18 protein-coding genes are annotated in these 25,042 nt (G+C 68.2%); 10 read left to right on the top strand and 8 right to left on the bottom strand.

Translation table 11 applies throughout. The features are described from left to right. Positions 1–33: 33 nt before the first annotated feature. The 3 genes from QHF83_RS35190 to QHF83_RS35180 all read left to right on the top strand — a co-directional run bounded on the left by QHF83_RS35190 (position 34) and on the right by QHF83_RS35180 (position 2,374). Positions 34–1,320 carry a trypsin-like serine protease gene (locus tag QHF83_RS35190; protein WP_282422404.1) on the top strand — a complete coding sequence of 429 codons (1,287 nt, stop codon included), beginning with the start codon at positions 34–36 and terminating at the stop codon, positions 1,318–1,320. Between the two features lie 66 nt (positions 1,321–1,386). Further along, the gene (locus tag QHF83_RS35185) at positions 1,387–1,887 is read left to right on the top strand and encodes a hypothetical protein (protein ID WP_282422403.1); all 501 of its coding nucleotides are present in this window, start codon (positions 1,387–1,389) and stop codon (positions 1,885–1,887) included. A gap of 94 nt (positions 1,888–1,981) precedes the next feature. Continuing rightward, complete coding sequence (locus QHF83_RS35180) at positions 1,982–2,374, top strand: VOC family protein (protein ID WP_282422402.1); 393 nt, start codon at positions 1,982–1,984, stop codon at positions 2,372–2,374. A 100-nt stretch (positions 2,375–2,474) separates the two neighbouring features. On the opposite strand, the gene QHF83_RS35175 is transcribed toward QHF83_RS35180, so the two are convergent. Then, positions 2,475–3,437 carry a macrolide 2'-phosphotransferase gene (locus QHF83_RS35175; protein ID WP_282422401.1) on the bottom strand — a complete coding sequence of 321 codons (963 nt, stop codon included), beginning with the start codon at positions 3,435–3,437 and terminating at the stop codon, positions 2,475–2,477. 455 nt (positions 3,438–3,892) lie between these two features. Here QHF83_RS35175 and QHF83_RS35170 point away from each other — a divergent pair, with 455 nt between their 5' ends. Together QHF83_RS35170 and QHF83_RS35165 are read left to right on the top strand one after the other, a co-directional pair. After that, complete coding sequence (locus tag QHF83_RS35170; RefSeq protein ID WP_282422400.1) at positions 3,893–4,891, top strand: hypothetical protein; 999 nt, start codon at positions 3,893–3,895, stop codon at positions 4,889–4,891. Positions 4,892–4,927: 36 nt separating this feature from the next. Then, entirely contained in the window at positions 4,928–6,256 is a 1,329-nt protein-coding gene (locus QHF83_RS35165) for a hypothetical protein (protein WP_282422399.1), read from the top strand. Positions 6,257–6,324: 68 nt separating this feature from the next. On the opposite strand, the gene QHF83_RS35160 is transcribed toward QHF83_RS35165, so the two are convergent. The 5 genes from QHF83_RS35160 to QHF83_RS35140 all read right to left on the bottom strand — a co-directional run bounded on the left by QHF83_RS35160 (position 6,325) and on the right by QHF83_RS35140 (position 14,134). After that, positions 6,325–7,830: a PGRS family protein gene (locus tag QHF83_RS35160; RefSeq protein ID WP_282422398.1), complete on the bottom strand. Its 1,506-nt coding sequence runs from the start codon at positions 7,828–7,830 to the stop codon at positions 6,325–6,327. Positions 7,831–7,875: 45 nt separating this feature from the next. Continuing rightward, on the bottom strand, positions 7,876–8,928 hold the full coding sequence (locus tag QHF83_RS35155; protein WP_282422397.1) for a hypothetical protein: 1,053 nt from the start codon (positions 8,926–8,928) through the stop codon (positions 7,876–7,878). Between the two features lie 58 nt (positions 8,929–8,986). Beyond that, positions 8,987–10,669, bottom strand: coding sequence for a serine/threonine-protein kinase (locus QHF83_RS35150; protein ID WP_282422396.1), 1,683 nt, complete (start codon positions 10,667–10,669; stop codon positions 8,987–8,989). A gap of 90 nt (positions 10,670–10,759) precedes the next feature. Next, positions 10,760–11,590, bottom strand: coding sequence for a trypsin-like peptidase domain-containing protein (locus tag QHF83_RS35145; RefSeq protein ID WP_282422395.1), 831 nt, complete (start codon positions 11,588–11,590; stop codon positions 10,760–10,762). Between the two features lie 69 nt (positions 11,591–11,659). Continuing rightward, the gene (locus tag QHF83_RS35140; protein ID WP_282422394.1) at positions 11,660–14,134 is read right to left on the bottom strand and encodes an ATP-binding protein; all 2,475 of its coding nucleotides are present in this window, start codon (positions 14,132–14,134) and stop codon (positions 11,660–11,662) included. Positions 14,135–14,435: 301 nt separating this feature from the next. Here QHF83_RS35140 and glgX point away from each other — a divergent pair, with 301 nt between their 5' ends. The 5 genes from glgX (at position 14,436) to QHF83_RS35115 (ending at position 22,556) form a co-directional block, all read left to right on the top strand. Further along, the gene (gene glgX / locus QHF83_RS35135) at positions 14,436–16,598 is read left to right on the top strand and encodes a glycogen debranching protein GlgX (protein WP_282422393.1); all 2,163 of its coding nucleotides are present in this window, start codon (positions 14,436–14,438) and stop codon (positions 16,596–16,598) included. Positions 16,599–16,607: 9 nt separating this feature from the next. Continuing rightward, a complete protein-coding gene (gene treY / locus QHF83_RS35130) occupies positions 16,608–19,718 on the top strand; it encodes a malto-oligosyltrehalose synthase (RefSeq protein WP_282422392.1) in 3,111 nt (1,036 codons plus the stop codon). Then, the gene (gene treZ / locus QHF83_RS35125; protein ID WP_282422391.1) at positions 19,715–21,574 is read left to right on the top strand and encodes a malto-oligosyltrehalose trehalohydrolase; all 1,860 of its coding nucleotides are present in this window, start codon (positions 19,715–19,717) and stop codon (positions 21,572–21,574) included. The genes treY and treZ overlap by 4 nt, the downstream gene beginning before the upstream one ends. Then, a complete protein-coding gene (locus QHF83_RS35120; RefSeq protein WP_282422390.1) occupies positions 21,571–22,038 on the top strand; it encodes a PIN domain-containing protein in 468 nt (155 codons plus the stop codon). The genes treZ and QHF83_RS35120 overlap by 4 nt, the downstream gene beginning before the upstream one ends. Before the next feature lie 107 nt (positions 22,039–22,145). Then, on the top strand, positions 22,146–22,556 hold the full coding sequence (locus QHF83_RS35115) for a hypothetical protein (protein ID WP_282422389.1): 411 nt from the start codon (positions 22,146–22,148) through the stop codon (positions 22,554–22,556). Positions 22,557–22,665: 109 nt separating this feature from the next. Here the strand turns inward: QHF83_RS35115 and QHF83_RS35110 are convergent, their stop codons facing one another. Together QHF83_RS35110 and QHF83_RS35105 are read right to left on the bottom strand one after the other, a co-directional pair. Beyond that, entirely contained in the window at positions 22,666–23,547 is an 882-nt protein-coding gene (locus tag QHF83_RS35110) for a hypothetical protein (RefSeq protein ID WP_282422388.1), read from the bottom strand. Positions 23,548–23,728: 181 nt separating this feature from the next. Continuing rightward, complete coding sequence (locus QHF83_RS35105; protein ID WP_282422387.1) at positions 23,729–24,964, bottom strand: hypothetical protein; 1,236 nt, start codon at positions 24,962–24,964, stop codon at positions 23,729–23,731. Positions 24,965–25,042: the final 78 nt, after the last annotated feature.

Genomic DNA, 25,042 nt, shown 5'->3' with positions numbered 1-25,042 from the left:
CGAGTCGCCGTCCGGACGAGGGAGCCAATTGTCATGACACACCAACGAAGCCAGAGGTTCGCGCCCTACCGCCGCATGTGCGGAGCGACGCTCATGGCGCTCGCGCTCACCGCGGCCCTGGGCAGCGGATGTGCCGAGGGCGAGCTGCGCGACATGAACGAAGAGGCCACGGCGGAGGCCGAGGACGCCATCAAGAACGGCACGGTCTGGGACCCGTGGACGCAGAGCACGCAGACCTGGACGCGGAACGTGGTTCGACTGCCGGGCTGCACGGGGACCCTGCTCAACCGCGAATGGGTGCTCACCGCCGGCCATTGCTTTCCGAATGGGACGAGCACCGATCCCGCGACCATCACCGCGCGGCTGACGGAGGACGACGGCAGCGTGACGTCCTCCGTGGGCGTCGAGTTGCTCTTCCACCCGCAGACCGCCGCGGGCGTGGACGTCGCGCTCCTCCGCCTCGCCAATCCGATCGACCCGGGAGTCGCGTCGCTGCCGCTTTATACGGGCACCACGGCGTCGCTCATCGGCGACACCGTGTTTTGCGCGGGCTATGGCGCCATCGACACCGGCGGGACGTGCTCCGACACCGTGCCTTGCCCCTCCGGCCAATTTTGCCAGTGGGGCGTGTGCATGACGCCGTCGGACGGGCAACTCCGGACCGCGTCGTTCAGCATCATCCAGGACCCCATCGATCCGGTCATGTGGTACCGGTTCCAGGTCCCGAATGTGCTCGGTCAGATCGAGCTGCCGGGGGATTCGGGTTCGTCCTGCTGGAACGGCTCGGGCCTGACGGGCGTGATGAAGGCGGGCAACCCGACGAACTACAACCGCCAGACGAGCGCCGAGGCCTTCCGTGACTGGGTGAACGGCATCGTGAACCCGACCGTGGTCAAGCAGGTGAACCAGGCGGGCGCGTATTGCCGGTCCGTCGGCAGCGCGCTGGTCGAACACGGCGGCGACGGCGAGGCCTTCAATTCGAGCGTGTGGTCGGGCCAGGTGGTATGCCCCGTGCAACGGCCCGGGGGCGATGACGGATATCCGAACGTGGTCGACGTGCCGCGGCTCTTCGTGCTGGATCGCCACGCGAGCCAGGACGTGTGCTGCAAGCTCCAGTCGAAGAACCCGACGGGGACGCACATCGAGACGACGACGGTTTGCTCGAGCGGCGCGAGCGCGGACTCCCAGACGCTCGCGCTCCCGTCGCTGTACGACCCGTACACGTGGAGCCAGTTCAGCCTGCATTGCACCGTCCCGGGGAGCGCCGCGCTCGGCCTCTCGGGCATTCAGGGGTACCGGTCGCGCCAATCGATGCGCTGAGCGCCGAGCGACCGAAGATTCAAAACGTAGATAGATACGACGATTCGAAAGCGAAGGACGAAAGCCATGATGAACAAGAAGCACTCCCCCCTCAAGGGTCTCCTCATCCTCGTCGGAGGGCTCCTCTACGCTGGCGTCGCGCTCGCGGCCTCGACCCAGAACGCGCCCGGCTCGGCTTGCGTCGCCACGAGCGGCCAGGCCCTCACCGCGCGCGCCGACGGCGAGGCCGAGAATCAATCCGGCTCGATGGTCACGGCGATCTGCCCGACGGAGCGTCCGATTGGCACCGGCGTCACGACCACGAACCTCAGCGGCACGGTCTTCGTCGTCGACCAGAACGCCGGGGCGAACGTGTGCTGCCGGGCGGTCTCGAAGAACCCGAGCGGCACGAAGACCAACGGCGCGTGGTCCTGCTCGGCCGGATCGAGCTCGACCTACCAGACCCTGAACGTCGCGTCGATCTCGGACACGTACACGTTCAGCTCGTTTTACCTCGAATGCCAGGTGCCGGCCATCAGCGGCGGCAATGCCTCGCGCATCCAGATGTACCGCGCGATTCAGGACTGACCCGCGCCGCGGGCCCGGTGGGGTTTTGCCCCACCGGGCCGCTCCGCGGAACACCCGCTTGCCCCCGCGGCGCCGGCCGTCCTAGACTCGCTTCATGCGAATGAACCAGGTCACCGTGCCGGCCACGGACATCGCGGCCTCGATTGCGTTCTACCAGGCGCTCGGCTTGCGCCTCATCGTGCGCTCCGAACACTACGCGCGCTTCGAATGCCCCGACGCGGCCGGCGGCGAGCCGGCTACCTTCTCGCTGCACCTACAGGACACGCCCCCCGCGAAGGATGGAGTGGTCGTCTATTTCGAGGAAGACGACCTCGACGCGACCGCCTTGCGCCTGTCGAAAGCGGGCCTGACCTTCGACGTGCTCCCCACGGACCAGCGCTGGCTCTGGCGCGAGGCGTACCTCACGGATCCGGCGGGCAATCGAGTTTGTCTCTATCGGGCCGGGGAGGCCCGGCGCTTCCCGCCGTGGCGATTGAAGGATTCCTGAGCGGCCGCAAGAGCCTTTCGACCCATGCGGCCAGGATCGCTTCACATTTCTGCCGGAGGGTTTCGTTCGTCAGGACATACGGACACGAATCGCGGCATCGTCACCCGCTTTCTTTTTCGATCGTCGCGAGCATCGTCCGGGAGAACTCGATCACGCCATCGTTGCCTGTGGTGAGCCCCCACTTCGCCCCGAGCGCCGGAGCCGCCGCCCAGCGCTCGGCAGCGTGGGCCGCAAGGCCGCTCCACGTCGTGCCGCCGGCCGCCTCGAAGCGCGCGAGACAAGCGTCGAGCGCGGCCTTGCCGAACGCGCCGACGAACAGCGCGAAATCGATCGAGGGATCCCCGAGGTGGGCCTCGGTCCAATCGAGGATCCCCGTCAAGCGGCCCTCCTCGTCGAGCAGCATGTGACCCGGATGGAGATCGCCGTGCACCAGGGCGACGTGACGCGGCCAGATCGCGTCATTCGCGAGCCAGCGTTGCCAGCGCGCCCAGACCACGTCCGACGGCGCGAGTACGCCGCGTGTATCGTCCATGGCACGAGCGAGCTCTGCGCGGGTATCGTCGATGGATTTTTTCGGAACGCCTGCCTCCTCGATCGCCCGGGTGCTCACCTTTTGTAACGCCGCGAGCGCGTCGGCGAACGAATGAATGAGCGTGTTCGAGGGGGCCGCCGGATCGACACGATTCCAGACGACGCCGGCCGCCGGATCTATGGTGACGGCGGGGACGCCGTCGAGGCGCGGGTAGGCGATCACCTGCTCGGTGAACACGCGCCAGTGCGGCACCGCGACGGGTAGGCGCCCGCGCACGAGCTCGAGCACCCGCGCCTCGACGCGCGCGGACTCCACCACGGCCATGCGCCGCGGCGTCCGCACGACCCACGGCACGCCTTCCTCGTCGTGGGCGTGCACCACGAGGAAGTCGAGCCCACTTTGATCGAAATCGGCCATTTCGGTCGTGATCCGGAGCCCCGCGCGGCGAGCGGCCGCGAGGAGCGCGGGGGCGGAATCGAGCGGCTCGAAGGACGAAGAAGCCGCGGACGAGAGAGCACTACGTTCGGTCATGGAAAAACTCCTCTTCGCGCGCCCGGAGGCGCATACGGAAGGGGAAGACGCGGGAGCGCGTCGCCTCACGACCGGCAGCACGAGTGTGACGTATTCACCGTGGCTGCCAGGCTGCCGGCGTGAGCCACCGCGCCCGGTCTTCCCCGGGGGGGAAGCGGGCACGGAAAAGCACCCACGCGCTCGCTGCATCGACCTGGCCTTGCCAGGGACACAAGGAGAACGAGGATGCCGAGCTCAGCGCAGCCGGATGAATGCCACGGCGCGACTCTGCCATACGTGGCGCGACAAGGCAACCCATTCCGATCATGACAGACTCCTGACAACCACCAAAAGCCTGTGTTCCGCGATTCAATTCTGGGCTACACTGGAGCTCGCCGACGGACGAGCCGGACGGGCTTGCGCGGAGCGCACGCCGTCCCGTCCTCGACGATTCGGGGGATTCCCGGGGGACTTTCATGTCGATGCTCATCGCCTCGTGCATCTTGCTCGCGTGCGCCCTGGCAGGGCTCGTGTTCACGGCGACGCGATATCGGCGGTCGACCCAGGCCGAAATCAGTGCTCGGAAGCGCGTCGATGGCCTGGAGAACGAAAACAAGGCGCTCGTGACGAAGCTCCACGTCGCGGTGGAAGAGGACAAGAAAAAGGTCGGCTGGCTCGATCATCAGGAGCAGGAAATCCTCTGGCTCCGGGCGGAGCTCGAGAAGCGGCCGAAAATCACGCGCAAGACATACAAGATCCTCACGCTCGGCGTGAAGGCCACGGGAAAAACCTCGCTCACCCTCAAATGGGCGAATCCGCTCATCGACCTCGGCGTCCTCGCCGGCACCAAGATCGACCGTTACGAGCGGACCGTGAGCCACGTGCTCCAGAAGGACGTGGTCATCGAGCACGTCTTCGAGGTCGGCGACTGGGGCGGCGAGCACATCGTCGACGCGCAGCAGGAGCTCATCGGGGACGAGATTCACGGTCTACTCATCGTCGTCGATCTCGGCGGCAAGGACGCCAAAAAGGTCGATCCCGGGCGTATCCAGGAGCAGCTCCAGGAGTTCCAGCCGCAGGCGCTCAAGTTCTTCTTCGGCCCGAAGACCGTGGCATCGTGCAAGACCGTGGTGCTCTTCATCAACAAGAGCGATCTGCTCTCGGGCACGCCGCTCGAGGTGGAGGAGCAAGCGAAGAAGCTTTACGCCCCGCTCATCGAGAACCTCACGAAGTACTCGATGCAGCTCGACATCCGCGTCTTCGTCGGCTCCGCGAACTACGGGCACTCGACCCACCTCCTATTCTCGCATTTCGTGGAGCGGATCCTCCCGAAACAAGCCTACGATTCGCAGCTCTTGCAGCGCATGGTGAAGGACCTGTCGGACACGTCGAAGGTGGAGAAATCGGAGAAGACGGTCCCGCTGCCCGCGGTGAACGGGTCCTCCGAGCCACCCAAGCTTTCGCGGGTGAACTGAATGAGCGCGCGCGGTGAAGGCCGAAGGGGAGGCTACGTGGCGCCGACGTACAAGGCGCCCGCCGACGTGGCCTGGTACCACTTCCTGCACGGGAACGTTCCGGGGCACCAGATCGATTTCATCCATCACCCCGAGGTGCCCCAGGGCCCCTTGTCCCGGCAGCATTTCGGCCATCTTTCGCGGCTGCTCAAGTACATCGAGCCGCGGACGACGAGCGATTGCGCGTTCGCCATCGGGAACCTCTCCCGCGACGATACGCAACACGAGCCGGGGCGCGGCGGCGTGGCGCTCATCTTCGGGCTACGCATCCGCGGCGCCCGCGACCACGCCGGCCGTCAAGACCCGCCATTCTCGCACGCGATCGTGGCCATCGAGCGTGATCTCGACGCGGCCTTCGTGTGTCGCGCCGCGCTCGAATTCCGGGCGCGGCTCCTCGAGCGTACGGCGACGACGGCCGAGGGCCATGGCTGGTATCACACCTATGCTCGATGCGGCGAGGATCCGGCCGCGGCGTTGCCCCTCTTGCAAGCGTACAAGGCCAGCTTCGAGGGGCTGCCTTCGGCGGGGCCTGGGACACGCTCGCTCCGCTGGGCGGTGGCCGAGGAGGTCAAGCTGCCGGGGCGTATCGTGATCGTGCACGACGACGACACGCCGTTCGAGGTAATCGCGGCGTGCGCGGCGCGAATCGCGGCCGTCCTTTATCGTTCGAACATCAAATGGACGGCCCTCTCGAACGGGCGGGAATCCGATCTGCCGAATGGCGTCACGATCCGATTCTTGCCTGCGAGCGAGGTCGGCCCGCAGCCGGCGGGCACGCCGGTGTTTCCACTCGAACGCGTGCCACACGACGAGGACGAGCTCGCGCGGGAGCTCTTCGGCGCGACGCCCGTGCGTGGCGACGAAGGCCCCGAGCGCGGGCGCGGCTGGCGAGATCAATATCGCGGGCCCGCCACGAGCCTGCTCGTCGGGGAGGAGCCCGCGCGGGCGGAGTCGGCCGGTCCCTCCGCCGAAACGCCGTCGCCAGCGTCCACGAAGCGATGGCCCTGGGCCGGGCTCGGCGCGATCGTGGCCATGGGTTGCTTCGGCATGTACCTTTTGCGCGGGGCGAACCCGGGCGCCGGATCCGCACCGGGATCGCCGTCGCCGCTCCTCACTCCCGGCGCCGAGGTCGCGCCCTCGAGCGTGGCGAAGCCCGACGTATTGCCTCTGCCGAGCCCGCCTTCCGAAAAGCCTCCGGTGCAGGAAAAGGCCAGCGCGAGCGTCGCGGAGCAGGACGGCGCCTCCTCGAACAAGCAAGCGAAGACGCGGTCGCCGAAAGCGTCTCGCAAGCCGCCGCCCGTCGTCGGGGGCCCGCCGAGGTTCTGAGCGTACGCGTTTGGCGAGGAAAGTCGCCGCGCCCCCGAGGGAGCGCGGCGACTTCGTTTTGACGAGAATCAATCGAACGATTGCATGTCCCGGCGGAGGCCCGCGGGCGCCGGATCCTGGGGATCGCCGCCCTGGCCGCCCGGACCCTCGAGCCCGATCTCGAACGAGACGCCCGTGGCCGCCGGCGCATTCCCCACATAGGCAATGCCGATCGAATGCCCACCACGACCGCCGCCGCCCTGGCCGCCGTCGCCACCCTTGCCCCCATTGCCGCCGGCGCACCCGGGTTTCAGCGGAGAAATCATGGGCGGCGGGCCGCCGAACCCACCCGTGCCGCCTTTCCCGCCCGCCTGGCCCACGGCCCCGTCGCCGCCTTTTCCGCCGCCCGCCGTGACGATCGTGACGGACTCGGACGAGATCCTCGCGTCGATGCTCAGGAGGCCGAAGCTCCCGCCGCCCGCGCCTCCGCCTGCGCCGCCTTTCCCGCCGCATCCGCCCGTCCCGCCGCTGCCGCCGCTGGCCCCGTGGCTCGTCGTGCTCCCCGCGGGGCATTTGTTCGCGCCCGACCCGCCCAGTGCCGCGCCGCCGCCGCCGCCGGCCAATCCCACGGTCCCTTCGCCGCCGCTCGTCCCGGACGCGCCCTCGTACCCATTCGCCGAGATTGTCCCGGGCTCCACGCCGTGGGCGCCGTGCGCGCCCACGCTCCCGGCGACGCCGGGCCCGCCCGGTGTGCATTCGGTCCCCGTGAATTCCTCGGGCTCCCCGCCCTGGCCGCCGCTCACGTCCTTGCCGAACGAGCTATTGCGACCGGCCTTTCCCCAGGGCGACGTGCCGAACCCCCCCGATCCGCCGATCGATTCGACCGTTCCGCACGTCGAGGAGACCTCCTGCACCGTGGTATACGTGCACGCGGCAAACCCCATTTTCCCGGGCAATCCGGCGGTCGCGCCGCTCGCCTCGGGCGGCGGGGCGAGCCCGTCCGCGCCTTTGCCGGCCTCCAGGTGACACCGGACGAGCTCGAGCTCGGCCCGATCGGCGATCACCGCAATGGACGAGGCGCCATGCTGGACCGCGTCCGCCGCGACGACCTTGAAATTCGTCACGACCGTCGGTCCTGCCGCGCCGACGCGCAAGGGCACCTCGTTTGCGCTCGCGGACAGCGTCGTCATGCCGACCTGCGTGGTCCACGGCGAGCCGCCCGTGCAGTTGTATCCGCCGTGGAGCACCTCGCCGCCGCGGAGCGCGAGCGGCTCGATGAACGTCTCGGCGCACGCGTAAATGGGCCGCGCCCCTTGCTTTTGCACCTTGTCCACGGCCGCGCGCAGCGTCCGCAGCGGGCGCTCGGCCGTCCCCGGGTTCGTGTCGTCGCCCGAGGCCGCCACGTACAGCCCGCACGCCGCAGGCCGGCTCGGATCCCCGTCGAGGGGGCATACCGCCTGCGAGCTCGCCTGGCCGGCGCAAGTCTTCGTGACGCTGCAATCGGCGAACACGTCGAGCCCGCAGCCACCGAGCGCAAGGGCGCCCGCGGCGCAGGCGAGCATCGCCAGCGTGGACGTCAAAGAATGACGGCGCATGGGCCTCGAACCTCCCCCATTCTCCACACTCATCTTCGTTTTTCCTCAAAAGGTCCCAAGAACCACGAGCGAGCCCCCCTGCGAGGACACCGCGGGGAGCGCGTACACCGAGCCCGTCGCGCCACGCTTCGGCGCCGAGAGGCCGTACACGAGCGTCCCGACGGCGATGACGCCTCCTCCGACGAAGCTCCACAGCGCGGCCTCGCCGAACTGATTTTGCTCGTTCTTCAGGCGAACGAGATCGGGGCACGCGCCCGCGCCGGGATTCGACGTGCAGTAATCGTCCTTCTCGCCGGAAAGGGACTGCGCCATGGCAGCCGCCTCGCCGGCGCGCCCCTTGGAAAGGGCCGTGAACACGACACCGCCCAGGATCCCGACCCCCGCGGTCACGCCGCCCGCGACGAGCAGCGGCTTGCGCATCGAACGCATCGGGCCCGGCGCCTTCGCGTCCGCGTTTTCCTTTTGCGCGAGTACCCCGCGCGGCGCTTCCTTCTTCGGAAGATCCAGCCGCAAGAGCTGCGATTCCCCGGGTTTGGCCTCGATCACGACCGGCCCCGACGAACGCTCGCCGAGCCGCGCCTCGAGCGTCCGCCTCCCGGGCTCGACGAACACGCCTGCGTTCGCCTCGGGCCACCGCATTTCCTCGCCGTCGACGATCAAATGGACGCCCGTCACGTTCGACTGCACGGACAGCTCCGTGACCTTGGCGCGCGCCTCGGACAGCATTTCGGAGGTGGCCTTCATCTCGTCGGCTGCCACGTCCTCGGCGTGCCGCAAGAAATACGAGAGGTGCTCCGCGGCGTCGCGGTGGTGGCCGAGCTCGAGCTCGACCCATCCGAGCGTCCCGGCGATCTGGAAATGCTGCATGATGCGCCAGGCGGATCTCAGCTCGTCGAGGGCGGCCTGCCATTGCTTCGCCCTCGCCGCGTCCTTGCCGCGCACGTAATGCGCCCGGGCCACATCGGCGGGGGAGGACGAGGCCTCCGAAGACGGCGGGGGATCCGCCGCCGCGGGAAACGCGGCGCTCTGCACGGCGAGCCCCAGGACGAGCGGGAAGAGATACTGCGCTCGTAGGGTCCTTTCGATGCTCCCACCCATGCGGCAGGATAACACGAATTGACGATGAATCGAGCGCCTATGCGGAGAACTCGCCCGCTCAGCGCTTGCAATTCGGGAAGAATCGAGGGCACGGCTTCGCGCCCGCGGGCGCCTTCGCGCTCGGGGCGGGGGATTTCGCCTTCGGCGTGGCGGCGCGCGACGATGGCGGATCGACCGGCGGCTTGCTCCCGCCGCGGGCGGGCAATGCGCTACGTTTGTCCGGGCCAGAGGCGCTCTTCGTGGCCCCTGCGTCCGTGGACGAAGGCGGCGCGGGGTCGGCTTCCGGCAGGGATACGGGCGCCGGCGCGGTCCGCGCCACGTCGTCCGGCGCGAGCGGAGGAGGCGGCGAGGGGAGCGCGATCGTCTCGCCCGGGGCGGCGCTGTCCGCGGGCTTCGTCGTGGTTGTCCCTGACGCCACGATGAAAATCAAGACCGGCGCGGCCAAGAGCAGGAGCAAGAGCACGCCCCGGCGCATCACCTGACGCTTTCGCCGTTGCCTCTGCGATGCACCGTCCGAAGGCTCGGTCCCGGCCGACACCGTGATGGCTCCCACGGTCACCGTGGTGCTCGGCGCGGTGCGATTCTCGGCCGTGGCGGAGACCTGCGTCGTGGTCGCGGTGAGAATGGCGCTCAGGGACGCATCCCGCCACGGCGCCCGCGGGCCATCGAATGCCGGGGGGGCGGGCCTTTCCTTGTCCCCGTCGGTCTTCGTACTCGCCCCGGGTGGAAGGATGACCGTGCCATTCAAGGCGACTTCCCCGACCTGCGTCGGCGCCTCGGCCTCCTCGGGCGTCGTGCCGTCGATGGCGAGCGTGAATTTCTGGGTCTGCGGCAAGACGTCCGGGCGCGGGAGCGTCGACGGAATGGGGACCTCGAGCGCCGGATCCAGGAGGGGCACGGCCTCGCGCGGGCCCGCGAGCGGCGCGAGCAGCGCCGCGACCGCCGCGGCGGACTGAATACGTTTGGCCCGGTCGCGCTGCAGGCAGCGATCGACGAGGTCGGCGAGCCGCGGATCGACGTGGCGGACGCGGCTCGCGACCGGCGGGATCTCGGCCGTCAGGATCTGCTGGAAGAGGACGTCCACGTTGCCCTTGAAGGGCCGTACGCCCGTGAGCATTTCGTACAGGACGACGCCCAGCGACCACACATCCGTGCGGAAATCGAGATCCTCGACGCAAAGCACCTGCTCGGGGCTCATGTACCCCGGCGTGCCTACCATCACGCCCGTGACCGTGCGGACGCAGTCCTTGGTATCGAGCTGCTTGGCCACGCCGAAATCGAGCACCTTCACGACGAAGCCGTCGGCGCTCGATTCCCGGTGGAGAAATACGTTCTCCGGCTTCAGATCGCGGTGAATGATGCGGGCCTCGTGCGCTGCCGCGAGGGCGAGCGCGACGTCTCGGCCGATCCTCGCGGCCTGCTTCGACGGGAGCCTGCGCTCTCGCTCGAGAAGATCCGCGAGCGTCTCCCCCGAGAGGAGCTGCATCACGAGAAATGGGTCCCCCGCGGACGTTTCGCCGGCGTCGTAGACGTCGACGATGTTCGGATGGGACAAACTTTTGAATGCGCGCGCCTCGCGGCTGAGGCGAAGGCGGAGGTCCGCGCTCGGCCGCAGAATGAGCTTGATGGCGACGCGACGCCCGGTGCGCTCGTTCTGGGCCTCCCATACCGACCCCATCGCCCCCTCGCCGAGTGGACGGACGAGGCGATAGTCTCCCCCGATGCAGTCTCCGGCTTTCATGACCCCCCCGGCGCGCGATGTTACCACTGGTAGTGAGCAACAACACGGAAAAGCCGAGCGGGCTCCCGTTTTGATCGGATTCGTCCGGGTCTAATTCCCCTGGCGCGCTCTCGGACGTGATCCGCGCGTGGTCACGAAGCTCCACATGGCGACCACGACGACGAGCCCCCCGATCACGGCCGCCGATATCAACAAGTTGCGGAGCACGTTCTGCTCCGGATTGCTCTCGAACGGGATCACGGGCGCCGCCGGGCCGAGCTTTTCGAGCATTCCCTTCACCACCTCGATCGGGATGCCGAAGTTCAAGCTCTGCGATTGATTGAGCGTACCGACCGCGACGGCGACGACCTCGCCGCGCCTCGTCATGATGGGGGAGCCGCTCGAGCCCGGAGAAATGGCGGCCGTGATCTGGAGGCCCCACGATTCGAGCTCCGAGGCGCGGTCGATTTCCTTGCCCACGCCACGCTCACGCTTCGCCGAGACGATCCCCACCGTGAGCGTCCCCGAGAGCCCCAGGGGGCTGCCAATGACCACGACCTCGTCGCCCGGCGCGACGCCGCTCGAATCCCCGAGCGAGAGCGCCGATAGCCCCGCCCCGTCCGCCTTCAGAATGGCGATGTCACGGTCCTCGTCGTCGCCGAGGCGCCCGAGGACCGCGAGCTTCGAGCCGTCGGCGAGCGTCGCCGTCACCTTCGCGGCGCCGTCCACGACGTGGTGGTTCGTGACGATCCGTCCGTCCGGCGAAACGAAAAAGCCCGTCCCGGTCCCGACCTCGTGGCCCGTCGCGTCTTCCACCGTGAGAAGCACGACCGAAGGCTTCGTGCGCTCCGCGAGCTCGGCGAGCTCACTGCCGGCCGCCCAGGCGACTGCCGGTGAAAACGAGAGGATCAAGGTCATCGCAGCCGCGAGCCGACGAACCATGGCGCGACGGGAAGCGATCGGGCCGCGTTTGTCAAGCGAGAATCGCTGTCAGCCTGCCATTTCGGCCGCTCAGGCCGAACGCCGCGCCTGCCTGCGCGGGGCGGCCCGCGGGCGTTCGTGGCGCATTTCCGCCACGGAGGAGAGGACCCGCTCGAGCTCCGCGGGATCGATCGGCTTCGTCATGTGGACATCGAATCCCGCGGCGAGCGTGCGTCGCCGATCCTCGGCGCCGCCATATCCGGTCTGCGCGATGAGATAGCTGGTCGCCGTCACGCTCATCGCGCGCAGCGCGCGCGCCACCGCGAATCCATCCATGTCCGGCAAGCCGAGGTCGCAGAGCACCACGTCGGGGCGTAGCCGCTTCGCCGCCTCGATTCCGTCGGGGCCCGTGTACGCCACCTCGGCGCGATATCCGAGGAGCACGAGCAGATTCCGTAGGATGTCCGCGGTATCGCGATTGTCCTCGATGACGAGGATGCGCAAGGGGCCGTCGGTTTGTCGGGGCAGAGGGGCCGAGGGAGGCGGGGCGCCGAGCGCGGCCTCCGCCGAGAGCGGGAGCCGCACGCGGAGCGTCGAGCCCTTTCCCAGCCCCGCGCTATGGGCCTCGACGGTGCCGCCATGCAGCTCGACGAGCCCCTTGACCACGGCGAGCCCGAGCCCGAGCCCGCCGCGTGAACGGTCGAGGCTGCGATCGGCCTGGCTGAACGTCTCGAAGAGCCGCCCGAGCATGGGCGCATCCATGCCGATGCCGGTATCGCTGACCATGATGGAGACCTCGTTCGTCTCCGTGTCGTCATTCATCTGCACGTGAATTTGCCCGCCCGGGTCGGTGAATTTGATGGCGTTGTGCAGCAAATTGCCGACGACCTGCGAGAGCCGCGTGGGATCCCCCTCCACCCAGCGGGGCTCCTCCGGCAGGGAGACAGAGAGCGTGAGGCCATTGCCCGACACGATGGACTCGTAATCATGGGCGACGTCGCGGACGATCTGCGCGACGTCGCAAGGCTCCTTGCGCAGCTCCAGCTTGCCGCGGGAAATGCGCGACACGTCGAGGAGGTCGTCGATCATCCGGGCCATGTGCGCGACTTGCCGCTCGATCATGGCCAGCGTCTGGCGCGCCTCCGGCGAGCGGCCCGCCTGCATGTCGAGAACCTTCACGGCCGTACGAATGGGGGCGAGAGGGTTTCGGAGCTCGTGCCCGAGCATGGCCAGAAACTCGTCTTTGCGGCGGTCGGCCTCCCGGAGCGCGAGCCCCGCCTCGCGCAGCGCGCGCTCGATCTGCTTGAGCCGGGTGACCTCCTGCACCGTCACGTTGACGCCCTGCACGACGCCCGAGGCGTCCTTGATCGGGACGAAGCTCGCGATCCAATCCCGCAAAGTACCGGGCTGCCCCGCGGTTTCCATCCGATACTCGTTGTCCATCGAGCTCTCGCCGGTCTCGAGGACGTGACGAAGCACGGCTTCGATGGGCCCCGCCGTGCCGGGCACCATCTCCCATAACGTGCGACCGATGTGGGCGGCGACGGGGGCGCCATTGTATCGGGCCAGCGTCTCGTTGATGTTCACGTACCTGCATTCGGTGTCGAGGACGCAGAGGCCCGCGGGGGAATTCTTGTAAACGCTCTGGAACTCGGCGAGGTGGCGCTGCGCGGCCCGCTCGCTCTCCTTGAGCTTGCGGACGAGCTCACCGCGATCGATCACCGCGGCCACCTGATCGCTGAGCGTCCTCATGAGCCGGAGCTCGTCATCCGTGTACTGCGTGCGCCGGCTGGTCGCGAAGGCCAGCGTGCCGAGCACGCGGCCGTGAGCGACGAGGGGAAACCCTGCGTATACCTGGACGCCGACCCCCTTGAGCGGCCCGGCCCCGGGGTACGTCGAGTGCTGGAGGTCTTCGAGGATCAGGGGCTTGCCCGACTCGGCCACCGTGCCGCACAGGAACTCACCGAACTCGAGGAAGTGGTATCGCTTGCGCTGGCCGGCCGTGAGCCCCCCGCTCGATTCGAGCTCGAGCATCCTGGGCATGGGCCCCGTCATGTAATTGAAGTAAAGCTCCACGTCGAGCTCGGCGCCGAGCTCCGCAAAGAGCGGCTCGAGCAGCTCCACGGGCTCGTCGCTGAGGACGAGGCGCCCGGCCGCCTTGGCGAGCAGGCGGAGGTGTGAGTTCTGGGCTTCCAGCGCCTCCTGGATGCGCTTCCGTTCGGCGGCCTCCCGCGCGCTTTGCGCAGCGGCCTCGCCCATGCGCTCGGCGGCGCGCCGCCATTGCACGCCGAACGCCGCCGAGAGCCAGAGGACGGCCATGGTCGAGATGCGCATCGTGGCGTCGACCCACGGGGGAACGTCGTAGGTGTTCGGAGACAGAGAGAACCCCAGCGCCGTGAGCAAGGTGCATACCCCGACGACGAAGAGCGCGGCGCCGCGCCAGGGGAGCCATAACGCGAGGCAGGCGGGCACGACGTACCCCAATGGAATCGAGATTCCGAGGGGAGCCGCGAGATCCAGAAGAAAGATCCCGACGACGAGCGCCCCGACGACGAGCGGTCGCACGACCGCCTTCCCGGCGAACCATTGCCGCCGGGCCGTCTCGTCCGCAGTCGCGGAGATTCGCGATCGGTCCCCCGATATGCTCTTCACAGCATGCTGGCGGCGCCTCCACCCCACGGCGCATTCGCTCCCTTTGAGGGGAAAACATGCGTGATGCCGCGTCCGTCGTCGAGCCGTGGGGCGAGCCGTGCGGGAGTCCTTCGCGCGTCATCGGTCGTGCGGGCTCGCCCGGACGGTGATGAGGGATTTCCCCGAGGGCGCCCGGGATACCGCGTTCCAGCGTGGATGCTATGGACAGGACTCCATGCCTGCACGCTTCTGGCCCGGTCGCGAGTACCCCCTTGGATCCTTCTACGACGGATTCGGCGTGAACTTCGCCGTCTTCTCGGAGAACGCCGAGCGGGTCGAGCTTTGCCTGTTCGACAATCCCGACGACCGGTCCGAGCGGGAAAGTATCGTCCTTCCGGAACGCACCGCGCACGTATTCCACGGGTACGTCCCGGCGCTCCGCCCGGGGCAGCTCTACGGGTATCGCGTCCATGGCCCCTACGACCCGATGCGGGGCCTCCGGTTCAATCCGCACAAGCTGCTTTGCGATCCATATGCCCAGGCCGTCGCCAACGAGGTCGACTGGCGGGCGCCGATGTTCCCCTACAAGCTCGGCCACCCCGATCAGGACCTCGCGATGTGCGAGGAGGACAATGCCTGGGGCGCGCCGAAGGCCGTCGTCGTCGACAACGTCTTCGACTGGGAGAACGACAAACACCCGCGGACGCCGTGGCGGGACACCGTGATCTACGAGCTCCACGTCAAAGGTTTCACCATCCGGCACCCCGATATCCCCGAGGGGAGCCGGGGCACGTACGCGGCGCTCGCCTCCGAGCCCGTGATCTCCTACCTGAAGAAGCTCGGCGTCACGGCGGTCGAGCTCTTGCCCGTGCACGAGATGGTCGACGACAAGATGCTCGTCGATCGGGGGCTCAGGAATTACTGGGGGTACAACACGCTCTCCTATTTCGCGCCGGCGGGCCGGTATGCCTCGATGGGCCGGCGGGGCGAGCAGGTCGCCGAGTTCAAGCGGATGGTGAAGACGCTCCACGCAGCCGGGATCGAGGTCATCCTCGACGTCGTCTACAACCACACCGCCGAGGGCAACCACCTCGGGCCGATGCTCTGCTACGAGGGCATCGACAACCCCACGTATTATCGCCTCGTCCCCGGGGATCCGCGTTATTACATGGATTATACCGGCACGGGGAACTCGCTCAACATGCGGCACCCGCAGACGCTCAAGCTCGTCATGGACAGCTTGCGGTACTGGGTGACGGAGATGCACGTCGACGGGTTCCGCTTCGATCTCGCCTCGACGCTCGCCCGCGAGCTGCACGACGTCGATCGGCTGAGCGCGTTTTTCGACATCATCCACCAGGACCCGATCCTCTCGCGGGTAAAGCTCATCGCCGAACCCTGGGACGTCGGCGAGGGCGGCTATCAAGTGGGCAATTTCCCGGTCCTGTGGACCGAGTGGAATGGCCGTTATCGCGACGCCGTGCGCCGCTACTGGAAGGGCGACGCCGCGATCACCGCCGAGCTCGGGTTTCGGCTCACGGGGTCGAGTGATCTGTACGAGGGAGGCGGGCGGCGGCCCACGGCCAGCATCAATTTCGTCACGGCCCACGACGGCTTCACGCTTCGTGATCTCGTCACGTACAACCACAAGCACAACGCGGCGAACGGCGAGGAAAACCGCGACGGAGCCGACAACAACGATAGCTGGAACCACGGCGTCGAGGGCGAGACCGACGATCCGGCCGTCGTGGCCTTGCGTGATCGGCAGATGCGGAACTTCTTCACGACCCTGATGATCTCGCAGGGCGTGCCGATGATCTGCGGCGGCGACGAGATCGCCCGGACCCAGCGCGGGAACAACAATGCGTATTGCCAGGATAACGAGCTCTCCTGGCACGACTGGGAGATCGGCGCGCGGCAGCGATCGATGCTGGAGTTCGTCCGGCGGCTCTCGGCGTTCCGGCACGAGCAGCCGGTGCTCCACCGGAAGAAGTTTTTCTCGGGCGGCTACATTCGCGGCAGCGAGATGAAGGACATCGTATGGTTCCGTCCGGACGGCCGGGAAATGAGCGCCGAGGACTGGCAGAACCCGCACGGGCGGGCGCTCCAGATGTTCCTCAACGGCGACGCCATTCCCTCGACCGACGCGCACGGCGAGCCCATCGAGGGGGACACGCTCCTCGTCCTCTGCAATGCGCACCACGAGCCATTGCCGTTCGTCCTGCCGGCCATCGAGTGGGGCGAGCGCTGGGAGGTCGTGATCGATACCCGCACCGCGGCGGCGCCCGAGATCGGCCTGCCGACCCGGGCCGGCGAGTCCTACGTCCTCGAGTCGCGCTCGATGGCGGTGCTCCGCCTCTGCCCCAAGCAAGAGCCCGGCGCGAAGAGCGTGATCTGAGGGATGACCATGATGCAGATGGATTCGACCGACAAGGCGCCCCCGCAGAGCCCGAAGGCGGCCGGAGCCGACCCTGCGGAGGGGCTTTACGAAAAGATCCTCGCGGGCGCGCGCGTGCCCGGGGCGACCTATCGTGTCCAGTTGAACCACACGTTCACGTTCCAGGACGCCGCGGCCATCGTGGAGTACCTCGAAGAGCTCGGGGTGACGGATCTGTATGCGTCGCCCTTCTTCAAGGCGCGGCCGGGCAGCATGCACGGCTACGACCTCGTCGATCACAACAGTCTGAACCCGGAGATTGGCACGAGCGCCGATTTCGACGCCCTGCACGAGCGGCTCGCGGCTCGCGGGATGGGGCTGCTCCTCGATTTCGTGCCGAACCACATGGGGGTGCACACGGCGGAGAACGCCTGGTGGATGGACGTGCTCGAAAATGGTCCGAGCTCGCTCTACGCGCCATTTTTCGACATCGACTGGCACCCGATGAAGAGCGAGCTCGAGCGCCGGGTGCTCCTGCCCGTGCTCGGGGAGCATTACGGCAAGGTGCTGGAGAACGGTGATCTCCAGCTCTCCTTCGATCACGGCGCGTTCTTCGTTCGTTGTTATGGCAATCCCTTGCCGCTCTCTCCGCGGACGTTCCCGCTCATCCTGGAGCCCATCGTGCCTTCGCTCGCCCGCGCGCTCGGCGAGGAGGACGACGTGGTCCTCGAGCTCATGAGCATCATCACGGGCCTCGGGAATCTACCGCCGCAGGGCGAGACGCATCGGTCGAAGGTCATCGAGCGCCGGCGCGAGAAGGAGATTCTCAAGCGGAGGCTCGCGGCCCTCGTCGCCGAGTCGCCCGCCGTGGCGCGAGCGATCGAGGAGCAGATCCGCGTGATGAACGGGCAAAAGGGCGAGCCGCGGAGCTTCGACGCGCTCGACGCGCTCCTCGAGAACCAGGCTTACCGGCTGAGCTACTGGCGCGTCGCCGCCGAGGAGGTCAATTACCGGCGTTTCTTCGACATCAACGATCTCGGGGCGATCCGCATGGAAAACCCCGCGGTCTTCGAGGAGGCGCACCGGCTTTTGTTCCAGCTCATGGACGAGGGAAAGGTCACGGGGCTCCGGATCGATCACCCGGACGGCCTTTGGGCGCCCTCCACGTATTTCTGCCGGCTCCAGCGCACGTTTTTCCTTCACCGCGTGCGCCGCGAGCTCTCGGGGACCGAGGACGGCAGGGGCGCGGCGGCGGCCTTACAATCGCTCCTCCTGAGCCGCTTCGATCGGGACGCCGAGAAGCGCCCGGAAGATCCGCCGCGGCCCCTGTACATCGCCGTGGAGAAGATCCTCTCGCGCAGCGAGGAGCTGCCGCGCGACTGGGCCGTCCAGGGGACGAGCGGTTATGATTTCGCGGCTCTCGCCTCGGCGCTTTTCGTGGACCGGAGCGCCGAGCGTACGGTCACGTCCATTTATGAGGGTTTTACCGGGCTGCACCTCGATTTCGGGACGCTCGCCTACCAGAAAAAGAAGGTCATCCTGGAGAGCTCGCTCGCGAGCGAGCTCAACGTCCTCGCGAGCGCGCTCAATCGTATCTCCGAGCGGGATCGGCACACGCGCGATTTTACGCTCGGCACGCTCACGGACGCGCTGCGCGAGGTCATCGCGTGTTTCCCGGTGTACCGGACGTACCTCCACGAAGGCACGACAAGCGTGGCGCCGCGTGACGCCGCAGCCATTCGCGCGGCGCTTCGGGCGGCGCGGCGGCGCAATCCCACGATGGACGCCTCGGTCTATTCGTTTCTGGGCGGCATTCTCCTGCTCGAACGCCCACCGCACCTCTCCGAGCAGGAGCTCTCGAGCCGCCGTGATTTCGTGATGCGGTTCCAGCAGCTCACGGGGCCCGTGACCGCGAAGGGGCTGGAGGACACGGCGTTTTACGTGTACAATCGCCTGGTCTCGCTCAACGAGGTCGGCGGCGAGCCGGAGCGGTTCGGCATCACCGTGGACGAGCTCCACCGCGGGAACGAGGCCCGCCAGAGGCTCTGGCCTTCGTCGATGCTCACCACCAGCACGCACGACACGAAGCGGAGCGAGGACGTCCGCGCCCGCATCAACGTGCTCTCGGAGCTGCCTTCGGACTGGGCGGGCACCTTGTATCGCCTGGCCGAGGCGACCGCGCCGTTTCGCGAGGAGCTCGAGGGGATCTCGGCGCCGGATCGCAACGAGGAGTACCTTTATTATCAGACCTTGCTCGGGACCTGGCCGTTCGGCGCCGCGTCGGCTTCGCCCGCGTACGTCGAGCGGCTCGTCGAATACATGCACAAGGCCACGAAGGAGGCGAAGGTCAATACCTCGTGGACCAACGCGGATCCCACGTACGACGCGGCCGTCGAGCATTTCGTCCGCAAGACGCTGGCCGACAATCCGGAGACGCGCGCGTTCCGCGAAGCGCTGCTCCCGCTCGCGCGCACCGTGGCCTACCACGGCATGTGGGGCTCGCTCGCGCAGGTCCTCTTGAAGCTCACCTCGCCCGGCGTGCCGGACATTTATCAGGGCAACGAGCTCTGGGATTTCAGCCTGGTCGACCCGGACAACCGCCGCCCTGTCGATTTCGGGATTCGAAAGCAAATCCTCGCGGAGATCGAGGAGCGACGGCGCGCGCCCGAATCCCGGGCGGAGCTCGCGCGCTCTCTCGTCGCGCATGCGAGCGACGGCCGCATCAAGCTCTACGTCACCCGCGTCGCCCTCGAAGCGCGGAGGCAATGGCGTGCGCTCTTCAGTCCGGAGGGCGCGTACGTGCCGCTCGGGGCTTCGGGGCCCGGGAAGGACCACGTGGTGGCCTTCGCGCGGCGGAACAAGGACCAGGAGATCCTCGTCGTGGCCCCGCGGCTCACCGCGCGGCTCTCGAACGGGCGCAGCGAGCCGCCGCTCGGAGCCATCTGGGGCGAGACCACGCTCCCGATCGATCCGCCCTCCGGCGGGTCCACGCCGTCCGTGTACGAAAACCTCTTCACCGGCGAGACGATCGAAGCGGCGCCCGCGGACGCTGGGCTCGGGCTGCCGCTCTCGCGTGTGCTCGGCGCATTCCCCGTGGCGCTGCTCTCTCGAAAGGCAGGTGGAAACGAGGGATTGTCATGAAGAACCAGACGAACATCCCTCCGCTCGGCGCCTCGTTCGAGGGAAACGACGTCGTTTTCCGCATCTGGGCCCCGGATCATGATCGCGCCGAGGTCGTCCTGTACGACGCGGACGCCGTGACCGAACGGGTACGTCTCCCGATGCAGGCCGAGCCGGGCGGGTTTTTCCGGGCGCGCGTGGGCACGTCCGGGCCCTTGGCCTCCGTGCTCTACAAGTTCGGCGTGGGTGGTACGGGCCCATTTCCCGACCCGTATTCACGCTCGCAGCCGTTCGGCGTGCACGGGCCGTCGGAGGCCAGGCGATTCTTCTTTGCGTGGAGCGACAAGGAATTCGGCGGGGTGAGCATCGACGATCTCGTCATTCAGGAGATCCACGTGGGCACGGCGACGGCCGAGGGCACGTTCGAAGCGCTGATTCCGCACCTCTCCGAGCTTCGCGCGCTCGGCATCACGGCGATCGAGCTGATGCCGCTCGCGAGTTTTCCCGGGCGCTGGAACTGGGGTTATGACGGGGTTTGTCTCTACGCGCCGCAGGTCTCCTACGGGGGCCCGCTCGGGCTCATGCGCCTCATCGACGCGGCGCACGCGCACGGGCTCGCCGTGCTCATCGACGTCGTTTACAACCACCTCGGGCCCGACGGCAACTACCTCCGCGCCTACACACGGCGTTATTTCACGGACCGGCACCAGACGCCGTGGGGCGAAGGGCTCAATGTCGACGGCGAGGACGCGAGGCCCGTCCGGGAGCTCGTCGCGCGCAGCGCGGAGATGTGGATTCGTGACTATCACGCCGACGGGCTCCGGCTCGACGCGACCCACGAAATCCGCGACGACGGCGATCCGCACATCCTGCGCGAGATCGCCGAGCGCGCCCGCCGCGCGGGCGGAGGAAAGCGAATCGTGGTGATCGCCGAGGACGAGCGCAACGACGAGCGCCTCGTGCGGCCCGTGGGCAAGGGCGGGCTCGGGCTCGACGCGGTCTGGGCCGACGATTTTCACCACCAGATGCGCCGCGCGTTCGCCGGGGACAAGGACGGTTATTTCCAGGACTTTTCGGGGAGCGCCGCGGACATCGCCCGGACCCTGAACGAGGGCTGGTACTATCAAGGACAAACCTCACCGCGGACGGGCAAGCCGCGCGGAACGTCCCCGCGATCCCTCGAGCTCACGGGGTTCGTCCATTGCATCCAGAATCACGATCAGATCGGCAATCGCGCGTTCGGCGATCGCCTCGGCGAGAGCGTGAGCCCCGCGGCGTTCCGGGCCATGAGCGCGCTGCTCTTGCTCTCGCCCTACGTACCGCTGCTCTTCATGGGGCAGGAGTGGAACGCGAAGACGCGGTTCCAGTACTTCACCGATCACAATGCGGAGCTCGGCCGCCTCGTGACGGAGGGGCGCCGGAAGGACTTTTCGGCGTTCACGTCGTTTCAGGGCGCCGAGATCCCCGATCCGCAGGCGGAGTCGACGTTCCTCGCATCAAAACTCTCGTACGAGGAGCGCGATACGCCCGAGCACGCCGGCGTGCGCGAGCTGTATCGCGAGCTCTTGCATTTGCGCGCCGAGCACCCGGCGCTGCGCGCGCGGGAGAGGGGCGCGTTCGAGGCCCGCGCCGTGGGTGAGGACGCGCTCGTGCTCACGCGGCGGGGCGGCGGAACGGAGGTGTCCGTCTGGGTGAACGTACGCGGGCGGCTGCGGCAGAAGCTGCCGGAGGGGTTGTCCTCTCAGCTCATTCTCGCGACCGAGGAGGCCCGCTTCGGCGGCGCGGGGGGCGAGGCCGTGCGGGAGGGCCTCGCCGCGGGCGAGGTGCGGCTCGACGGGCCGGCCGCGGCGGTGCTAGGGTCGCGGTCGTCTGTGTGAGCGTCCGCCTGGTCCTCGATAGCTCGGTGCTCGTCGCCGCGATGAAGGAAGCCGACCCCGGCCATGCGGACGCGGTCGATTTCCTCGATCGCCTGCGCGCCGCGCACGCGGCCGGACAGGCCGAGGTCTTCGCGCCCCCGGAGCTCTGGATCGAGGTACGCGCCGCCGCCCAGAAGCTCGGGCGGTTCGTGATCGCGCCCTCGCGCCGGGGCATGGACGACCTCTTCGAGAAGCTCGACGTCGAGCTCGTGCCGATCACGAGCGTCGCGGAGATCGACGCGTTCTTCGAGCGCCTCGAGCGTCACATGCGGAATCGCTCGCCGTTCACGAATGCGACGGATCTCGTGTATCTCTGGGTCGCGTTCCAGCGCGGCGCGGCCCTGGTCACGCTCGACGCCGGCCTGCTGAAATATCACGGAATGGTCTGCGACGTGATGCGTCCGTTCCATGTTCGCCTGAGTTGAGTGGAAGGCGCGGCGGTCGAGCCGAGCCACGCCACGCCGCTTGTATCGGGAAGGCCATGGCACCACGTCCGCTTTTGCCGCGAGACGAACGCGGGGAGGAGGACGACGTGAAGCAGCCGAAGCCACCCCAGGCCACGACGCCGGACAAGCATCCCGAGGAATACCTCCACGACCTCAACCCGACCGCGCTCGCCGGGCAAAACATCGGAAAGGACGTGCCGCACCCGGAGAAAGAAGAGGGGCACAGCGCCTACGACATCAAGGAGGCCCACGATGCGCTGCCCGATCTGACCGCCGACGAGCTGCGGGAGCTGCGCGTGCTGCCGCCCGGCACCCCGCTCCTCGAAAATGCGACGTACATGGATATCCGGCATCGCGAGCGCGGCGAGATCCTCGGCCGCGCGGGCATGTTCGCGGATGACGTGCACTGGTACGTGCTGAAGAGGGAAGTCGATTACGAGCTCTGGAACAAGCTGCTCGGCATCCACCACGTCAAGCGGACGGGCACCGGGGGGTAAAACCCGGGCGAGGGGCGGAGCCGTGTGACGCGGGCCAGAGGGGCGCGGGAGCCGGCGCGGGGGCGTGAAGCGCGGCGCGCCCCCGCGGCGGCCTGAACGCAAGGGCTTTTCAGGGCGCGACGCCGCGCGCGGAGAGCGTGCCCTCGAACGGCGCTCCCGGGCAGGTCCCGAGCGACGACGGGGCCGCGAGCATGAAATCGATGTCGATACGCGTGCCGTGGATCGCGCCCTTCACGATCGACGACGCCCCGCCGCAGAAAAACGCGACGCGCGCCTGGTCGAACGGATAAGCGAGATAGGCCTCGTCGATGGTCGTCTCGAACGAGCCTTCCTCGACGGGCGCGTGGAGCTTCATTTCGAGCAGGCCCCGCTTCCCCGCGAGCTCGAATTCCACCTCGCACACCTTGCCCGCGCACGAGAGGCCATCCGCGCCGCCGAGCGCCACGCCGCCGAGCGTCCCTTCGAGCTCCGTCGTGAGACCCGTCGTCATGTCGCCGTGGAGCGAGGCCGTGACCGTGTCCGTCGTGGGGGCTCCGCCGGGGCAAGCGCCGAGCCGCGTGAGCGAGGGCAGCGTGAATGCCGCCTTGTCCGGCGCGGATCCACGCGTCACCGTGCTGTTTGGCCCGACACACAAGATGTCGCTGGGCGCGTCGGGGGAGGATACCTCCACGATGCCCGTGACCGGCGTCACGGCCTGATCCTCCTCCACGTCGCCCGTGCCCCAGAATCGCGCGCTGAGCGTGCCGTCCGCGGGATCGTCCGTGACCTGGTACTCGGCCGAGATGCGCCACGCGTCACCCGATTGCATGCGCGTCATGCCACCCGCGCAATAGGCCTGCGCCGCCGAGGCGCCGCCGAGCGTGCCTTCCGTTTCGAGGATCGCTGCGCACGACGGCCCGGGATCGGGCGTCACGTTCGGCCCATCGTCGGTGCCGCACGCCGAGAGAAAGAGGATGGCCATGGAAGACACGAAACCGAGGTAAGCACGCATGAGGTTCTCCTCCCAGGGGTGGGGGAACGTTGAATGCGGCCTCGTATTGGCAACCGGCGTGCCAGCGCGTGGAGGGCGCGTTTCAGGCGGGAAAACCGGGGGGAGGGGAGCGATCGGGGCGCCTGTTGCTCGAATTGAGCAGATGTCGCGCTCCCGGAAATTCACACCGGGCGGCAGGGCGTCACGGACAGACCGCGCTGCGCAGGCCCATGCCGTGGGTGATGAACTGGATCGGGTGGCTGCCCGTGAACGCGTTCGCCGGGAGCTCGTCCCAGGTGACGCCGTCCGTGCTGCGGAAAAACCGCTGCTTGTCGTACCATTGCTCCCAGCCGCCGCTGACGGCGACGTAGGTGCCCCCGTCGCTCCTCGCCACGGCGCCGACGATGGGCCCGGGGCTCGTCTGCGTGGTGCCGTCGTCGTTCTTCTTGCGCACTTCGGTCGGCGTCTTCGTCCACGTGGAGCCGTCCGTGCTCGTGTACCGCTGCGAGGCGTAATTCGCGTCGCGGCCCCACGTGACGAACGCGTCGCCGGTCCAGATCAGACGCGCGTCCACCTCGCCGCCGATGTTCGACTCGGTCCAGGTGTCGCCGCCGTCGAGTGAACGGCAAGCGACGCCCGTGCCGCCGAGGACGACGAGCACGCCATTGCCGTAGGCGAAGCCGCCGGCCCATTGAATGTCGCCCGCGCACGCGGCCGGAAGCGTGGTCGGGCGCGCCCAGGTCGCGCCGTTGTCCTTGCTCACGTTGATGTCGTTCCCGCTGTTGTCGCCGAACGCGAGCAGGAAGCGGCCGCCGTCGTGCGGCGCGAAGCCGGTGCGGCGCACGTTCCACACGTCCGAGGTCGGGTCGCCGCCCGGGGTCCACGTCGCGCCGGACGTGTCCGAGACCTGCGGCGGGCGCTCGCCCGCGAGGAAGACGTCATTGCCGTACACGATCCCCGCGAACGTCTTGCCTTCGAGCACGTTCTCCCAGTCGACGCCGTTCTTGCTGCGGCGAATCGAGCCGGGTTTGCCCCAGCCGAACGTCGCCACGAAGAAGCCATTGCCGTACGTGATGCCGCGGCCCGCGCCGGGGTGGTGATCACAATCGTACGTGGTGCTGGAGAAGCATGGATAGGTGTCGTCGTCGGAGCGGTTGCCGACCCAGGTCATTCCGTCGTCGCAGGAGATGACCGTCCGCCCGACCATGCCTTGCGCGACGAAGATGGGCACGAGATCCGGATCGACGACGACGCCGCCGCCCTGTCCTCCCTGCCCGCCGCCGCCCTGTCCACCGCCGCCCTGCCCGCCCGCGCCGCCCTGGCCCGCGGTGTCGCCCGAGCCTCCCGCGGCATCGCCGCCACAAGCGACGAGCACGAGCGCCGCCGCGGCGAGAGCTGCCTTCCCATATTTGCCCACGAACGCTGCCGAATCGCGCATCCGAGATTCCTCCACGCCAAAGAAGATCCGCGCGGCGGCGGCGTGTCAAGGGCCCTCGTCTCTCGACGCGCCGTGACG

Source organism: Polyangium sp. 15x6 (assembly GCF_029960785.1).
Taxonomy (GTDB): domain Bacteria; phylum Myxococcota_A; class Polyangia; order Polyangiales; family Polyangiaceae; genus Polyangium.
Note: the sequence above shows the minus strand (reverse complement) of the source record. Positions and strands in the feature narration are given on the sequence as shown.